This window comes from Micromonospora sp. NPDC049204 (assembly GCF_040647935.1).
In the GTDB taxonomy this organism is placed as follows: Bacteria; Actinomycetota; Actinomycetes; order Mycobacteriales; family Micromonosporaceae; genus Micromonospora.
This window is the reverse complement of the sequence record NZ_JBEZDC010000010.1, coordinates 134,577-140,847: the sequence shown is the minus strand read 5'-3', so window position 1 is coordinate 140,847 and position 6,271 is coordinate 134,577. Positions and strand designations below refer to the sequence as shown.

Below are 6,271 nucleotides of genomic sequence, written 5' to 3'. Positions count from 1 at the left end.
GCCCCCGCCCCCGCCCTCCCCCCCCCCCGGCCCCCCGCGGCCGGCTGACCTCACGTCGTCGCCGCGCTCTCGCGGCGCGACCGACGGAGGGCGCGCCGGTTCAACTGCGGGTCCACCGCTGGCTGTTCCCGCCGTTGCAGGTCGAGAGGACCAACTGGGCGCCGTTGGCGGTGCCGGCGGCGTTCGGTGCGAGGCACAGGCCGGACTGCACGCCGGTGACCGTACCGTCGGTGTTGAGGTTCCACTGCTGGTTGGTGCCGCCGTTGCAGTCCCAGATGATCACCCGGGTGCCCGACGTGGTCCCCGCGGCCTCGGCGTCCAGGCACTTCGTGCCGTACACCTGGAGTTGTCTCGCGGCGGTCGGCGTCCACTGCTGGTTGGTGCCACCGTTGCAGTCCCACAGCGCCACCTGGGTGCCGTTCGTCTGTGACCTCGACGGGACGTCCAGGCAGCGACCGGCGTTGACGTTGCGCAGCGGCCCGGCCGTGCCGCCCGGCGGCGGCGTGGTCGGGTTCGGCGGCGGTGTGGTGGGACTCGTGGTGTCGAGACCGAGGAACCGGACGGCCTGCGCGGCGTCGAACGGGATGGAGTGGCCGTACCCCTGGAAGCTGATGGCCTCGACAGGTGCCGTGCCGCCGGTGCCCCCGTACCGGGTGCGGGTGGCGCTGGTCTGCGGGGAGTCGGTGTAGGCGGGGGTCTGGGACACCCCTTGGACGTTTGTCCACTGCTTGATCTGTTCGCCGAAGTTGACGTAGCTCAGCGTGGTGTCCGTGGTGCCGTGCCAGATCTGCATCCGGGGGCGTTTGCCGGTGTAGCCGGGGTAGGCGTTGCGCACCAGATCGCCCCACTGCTGCGGGGTCCGGACGATGCGCCCACCGGAACACTCGCTGTTCCACTCGGCGCCGTTGGTGGTGGCGAAGCAGCCGAACGGAACCCCGGAGGAACTGAACCCGGCGTTGAACAGGTCCGGGTAGAGGCCGGCCATGACGTTCGTCATCATGGCGCCGGAGGAGAACCCACCGACGGCGATCCGGTTGGCATCGACCGGGTAGCGGCCCCGGACATAGTCGACCATGGACTTGAGGCCGATGGGGTCGCTGCCGCCGTCGCGCCGCAACGCCTGCGGGGAGGAGACGTCCCAACACTTGCTGCTGCGGGTCACCGACGGGTAGATCACGATGAAGCCGTAGCGGTCGGCGAGGGTGCTGAGCCCGAAACCGGAGTGCACCGCCGGGCCACTGCCGGTGCAGTAGTGCAGGGCGAGGAGGAGGGCCGGCTGGGCGGCGACCCGGTCCGGCACGTACAGGTGCATCTGGAGGTTCGTCGGGTTGGTGCCGAAGTTGGTCACCTGGGTGAGCGTCGCGGCCGACGCTGGGGTGGCGACCGTGACCACGGCCGTCATCGTCGCCAGGGCCGTCGCGAGCGCGGCGGCCAGCAGTGCGATCCTTGATTTCATCGGCGCTTCCTCTGGTGCTGGGTCGGGGACTCGGCGGCAGCACGGAGTGCTCGGGTGGGGGTGCGGACGCGCGTCGTCCGCCGCGCGTCGTCGGCGGCCGCGGTGAAGTCCTGATGCGACGCCCCGCATGCCCGGGGGGCGTCGTGATGCCGAGGCTGACCAGCGGGGGCTCTCCCGGCAACCCGCGAACGCTGTTCGCCTCGACATCGACTGTGAGCGATAACATGCCGTTCGTCAAGCTGTAACGTATGACGTCAGTCGACCGGCCGGCCTTGAGGTTCCCGATCCGGCCGTGACATTCTTGTGCGTCGATGACCGCCCGCGCGCGGAGCCGATGTCCGTCCAGGGCAACCAGGATCCGATACGGGTGCTGGGGGACGGGTGCGACGAGCGATGGACCGCCGAGAGCCATCCGTGCACTCACTCCCGCAAAGGAACCCCAGCCCATGCAGAACCAGAAGAGGCGCGCGTCTTTGGTGGCGAGCGCGCTGCTCGCCGCGACCGCGCTCGCCGGCATCAACCCACCGGCGGCCAGCGCGGCCCCCGACCCGGTCACCGTGACAGTCAACGCCCGCGCGGGGCTGGCGACCGTGCCCGACACCGCGCTGGGCGTCAACCACGCCATCTGGGACCAGAACCTGGGCACCACGGAGACGTCGGACCTGCTGCGCGACGCAGGCGTGCAGATGATGCGGTACCCCGGCGGCTCGTACGCCGACATCTACCACTGGCAGGACCACACCGCGCCCGGCGGCTACGTCGCGCCGGGAACCGACTTCGACACGTTCATGGCGGCGGCCCAGCGGGTCGGCGCACAGCCAATGATCATCGCGAACTACGGCACCGGGACCCCGGCCGAGGCGGCCGACTGGGTGCGGTACGCCAACGTGACGAAGGGCTACGGCGCGCGGTACTGGACCGTCGGCAACGAGAACTACGGCAACGGCCACTACGGGTCCGCGTGGGAGGCGGACGACCACCCGGACAAGAGCGCGGCGCAGTACGCGCGCCTGGTCGTCGAGTACGCCGACGCCATGAAGGCGGTCGACCCGAGCGTCAAGGTCGGGGCGGTGCTGACGATGCCGGGCAACTGGCCGGACGGGATCACCGCCGGCAGCGACCCCGGCCCGTGGAACCAGACAGTGCTCTCCCTCGCCGGCCCGAAGATCGACTTCGTGGACGTGCACTGGTACCCGGGCGGCACCGCCGCCGAGTCCCTGGCCCGCACCAACCACATCCCCGACGCGACCTACCTGCTGCGGCAGCAGATCAGCAGGTACGCCGGCCCGAACGCCGACCGCATCGGCATCAGCCTCACCGAGCTGAACGTCGACGCCGGCCGGACCACCCAACCGGCCGCGCTCTTCCTGGCCGACGCCTACAGCGAACTGCTGGCGAACGGCGTCTTCACCGTGCACTGGTGGAACGTGCACAACGGCATCGGCACCGTGTCGGAGGTGGCCGGCCAGACCGACTACAACGACTTCGGAATGCTCTCCAGCGGCACCTGCACGGCGGACGGCTCGGTCTGCGAGCCACCACTGAACACACCGTTCGCCCCGTACCACGGGCTGGGCATGATGAAGCTGTTCGCCAAGGCCGGCGACCAGTTCATCCGCGCCGGCACCGACGAGCCGCTGGTCAGCGCGCACGCCGTGCGCCGGAGCAACGGCGATCTCGCGGTACTGCTGGTCAACAAGGACCCGGACGCGGCGCACGAGGTCGCCATCGACTACGCCGGGTTCACCCCGTCCGCCGCCGCGCCGACCGTCGCCACCCTCACCAACGGCGCCACCGGCATCGCCACCAGCCAGTCCGGCTCCGCGACCAGTCGGACGCTGCCGGCGTACTCGTTGACGACGCTCGTGCTGCGCCCGGCCGACGCGGCCGTCGGCCGCCCGTCGGCGCCGGGCCAGCCCACCGCCGGCGAGATCACCGACCGCGCCGCGACGATCTCCTGGCCGGCGGCCACGCCGGGCCGCAGCCCGATCGCCAAGTACGAGGTGCACCGGCAGTACGGCGCGGTCAGCGAGCAGCTCGGCGAGACGACGAGCACCTCTTTCACGGTCGGCAACCTGGTGCCGGGCAGCAGATACACGGTCAACGTGCTGGCCCGCGACACCGCCGGCCGGGTGTCCTGGGCCTCACCACCGCTCACCTTCGCCACCGGCAGCCCCGCCGAGGGTGCGTGCACCGTCCGCTTCACCACGAACAACGACTGGGGCAACGGCTACATCGGCGGCGTCGAGATCAGCAACAACGGGACCAGCCCGATCAACGGCTGGACGCTCACCTGGACGTGGCCGACCGGCTGGCAGCAGGTGAGCAGCGGTTGGAGCGCCACCTGGGAGCAGACCGGCACCGCCGTGCGGGTCACGCCCACCGTCGACAACCGGCAGATCGCCGCCGGCGGCAGCGTGAGCGCCGGCTTCGTCGGGGCGTACGGCGGGCCGAACGTGCTGCCCACGGCGTTCACCCTCAACGGCACCGTCTGCACGACCGGCTGACACGGCCGTGGTCCGGCTGGCCCGTGCGCTCGGGCCAGCCGGCACCGGTGGTCACCGTCTGGTCAGTCGTCGTCGCGGGACCAGTCCCGCGGCGGCACGACGGCGAGCTGGGGCTCGCCACTGATCGGTTCGAGTGCGTGCACGATCCGCAGGTCACCGTCGGCTGCGGCGTCCTCGTCCGTGAGCACCCGGCCACTGCTGCCATCGGCGCTGACCAGGAGCCACCTGTCGGGATAGTGGCTGCCGTCGTCGACAAGCGCCCGAACCCGGAAGGCGCGGGCCAGGGCAACGGCCAGCTCCCGTTCCCCCAGGCCGGTGGCGTCGACGAGCTCGGTGTCGCCGATCAGCGCCCAGCCGAACTCCTCGTCGTCGTCGGGAGGAGTGAACATGGCGACCGGTCGGGGGTCGCCAGGCGATCGGTCCTCGATCCGACCGACATAGATCGACTCCGGCGCGATGCCATAGCTGTCCGCGAGGAACCGCCGCAGATCGGCTGCGGGGATCTCACCCTCGAACTGAATCTGGTAGACCAACACCTACCCCCGGTATTTCTTGTGCAGGCGGAAGACCTCCATCGCGCGCTCCCGGTGGGCAGGTGTGATGTATGGATCCTTGACCAACTCGACATTTGCCGCATCGAGGTCGCCGCCGAACTTGATGTACGTCTTCAACGCCTTGTACTCCAACCGCTCCAACCGCTCCAGGCCAGGCCCGCTCTCCGGAAAGACCGTACCCTTGTCCTCGACGCCGTAGGTGCGACCGTTCACCACGTAACGACTGCGGTCCGCCACCCAGGTGGCGAGGCCAGCGGCGATGTCGGCCAGATCCTGCGCGACGTCCGTGCCGGGCAGGACCACCGTGTTGAACGGCTTGACCGGATTATTCGGCCTGATGCGGTTGAGGTAGTGCCGGTCATGAACCGGCTTGAGGGGTATCTTGCCGGCGATACCGGCGACACGCCGGGTGGGTGGCGTGGACGTCGGGGTCGGCATGGCCTGGGAGGCTCCGGATCCCGCCGTCACCCGCTGCGCGCCCGCCGACGTCGGTCGCAGTCCGACGGACCTGATGGCCTGGGCACAGCGAGCTGCGGCAGCCTCATAGCGGCTTCCCGCCTGAAGCGCGGAAACTCTCGCGCGTTCGCGCTCGGTCTCGCAGAGCGCCGCGTTGCGGGCAATGACGAAGGCCTGCGGGCGCACCTGTTCCGGCGCCCGTGCCGCGTACGACTCGTTCAGTCCACGCCAGACCCCCGGCCCGTAGGTGCGCATACCGGTCAGGCCGCAGAACTGCTGGAGCATGGCCCGGTACTGGCTGTCTGCCGTCATCCCGATGCGCAGTGCGTCGCGCGACTGCACTTGCAGCCGAATGAGATCGTCCGCGAACGCCGACAGGGCCGTCGCGCAGGCCAGATACGCGTCGGACAGGACCTTCGCATCGCCGGGTAGTCGCCCGAGCTCACGATCGATGGTCGCGGCATAGTCGCCCCGCAAGCTCATGGCGCCACTGTTGGCCGCGACGGACCTGAGCCGTGCGGTGTGCCCGCTGAACTCCGCCGCGCGGCGCCTGAAGGCGGTCACCATGGCGTTGATCGAGGCTGGCGAGCCCGGGGTCGGATCGCCGTCGTAGATGCTGAGGACCTGCCACTGTTCCATGTCGGCCGGTGATCAGCCGTTGATGCCCCCGGCCAGCCTGGCGTCCAGGTCCTGGTGCTCGCGGACGACGCCGACCAGGAACGTGGACATGCCCTCCAGGCCGCCGATCATGTTCTGCGCACCGGTGGTCCACTGCTGGTAGGAGTCCTGGAAACGACCCGAGGCCAGTTGGGTGCGGAACTCGCTGTTGACCAGTTGGTCGATCATCGACTTCAGGGCGTTCAACTTCTGGGTCATCTCCTCCTGCCCCGTGGTCAGGGTGCGGGCCGCCGACTGGAGACCCTCGTAACCGACGCTGACGTCACTCATTGACTTTCCCCTTCGCTTGTTGGTTGGTCGACAGCTGACTGCCCAGTGCGCTGTCGAGCTGGGCGTGGCCGGTGACCACGTCGTCGAGCCGGTCCGCGGCGGCTGACACCGCGGCCACCAGGCCGGCCTGATGCTGGATCGCGGCGTTGGTGAAATCGTGGAGGGCCAGGTCGACGTCGCGGGAGCCGGTCGCGGACAGTTGTCGGGCCTGCTGGCGGGTCGACTCCAGCCCGGAGCGCACTCCGGTCAGTTGCTGTACGGCCTGGAGGACCGCGTCCCTGTCGAAACCGAACCCGGTCGCCATCGCCCCGTGCCCTCCTGAGAGTCGCGCCTGCCCCGGTCGAACCCAG

Annotated in this window: 6 protein-coding genes; 1 reads left to right on the top strand and 5 read right to left on the bottom strand. The window is 70.0% G+C overall.

Annotated features, from left to right (window positions below):
• Window positions 1-100: 100 nt before the first annotated feature.
• The gene (locus AB0A90_RS20430) at window positions 101-1,456 is read right to left on the bottom strand and encodes a PHB depolymerase family esterase (protein WP_357250019.1); all 1,356 of its coding nucleotides are present in this window, start codon (window positions 1,454-1,456) and stop codon (window positions 101-103) included.
• A gap of 446 nt (window positions 1,457-1,902) precedes the next feature.
• Between AB0A90_RS20430 and AB0A90_RS20425 the strand changes: the two genes are divergently transcribed.
• Window positions 1,903-3,963: a cellulose binding domain-containing protein gene (locus tag AB0A90_RS20425; RefSeq protein WP_357250016.1), complete on the top strand. Its 2,061-nt coding sequence runs from the start codon at window positions 1,903-1,905 to the stop codon at window positions 3,961-3,963.
• 62 nt (window positions 3,964-4,025) lie between these two features.
• Here the strand turns inward: AB0A90_RS20425 and AB0A90_RS20420 are convergent, their stop codons facing one another.
• Genes AB0A90_RS20420 through AB0A90_RS20405 form a run of 4 tightly spaced genes read right to left on the bottom strand, consistent with a single transcriptional unit; the run spans window position 4,026 to window position 6,225 of the window.
• The gene (locus AB0A90_RS20420; RefSeq protein ID WP_357250013.1) at window positions 4,026-4,499 is read right to left on the bottom strand and encodes a hypothetical protein; all 474 of its coding nucleotides are present in this window, start codon (window positions 4,497-4,499) and stop codon (window positions 4,026-4,028) included.
• On the bottom strand, window positions 4,500-5,612 hold the full coding sequence (locus AB0A90_RS20415; protein WP_357250011.1) for a hypothetical protein: 1,113 nt from the start codon (window positions 5,610-5,612) through the stop codon (window positions 4,500-4,502). It lies immediately after the preceding gene.
• A 12-nt stretch (window positions 5,613-5,624) separates the two neighbouring features.
• A complete protein-coding gene (locus tag AB0A90_RS20410; RefSeq protein ID WP_357250008.1) occupies window positions 5,625-5,921 on the bottom strand; it encodes a WXG100 family type VII secretion target in 297 nt (98 codons plus the stop codon).
• Window positions 5,914-6,225 carry a hypothetical protein gene (locus AB0A90_RS20405; RefSeq protein WP_357250006.1) on the bottom strand — a complete coding sequence of 104 codons (312 nt, stop codon included), beginning with the start codon at window positions 6,223-6,225 and terminating at the stop codon, window positions 5,914-5,916. The genes AB0A90_RS20410 and AB0A90_RS20405 overlap by 8 nt, the downstream gene beginning before the upstream one ends.
• Between the last annotated feature and the right edge of the window lie 46 nt (window positions 6,226-6,271).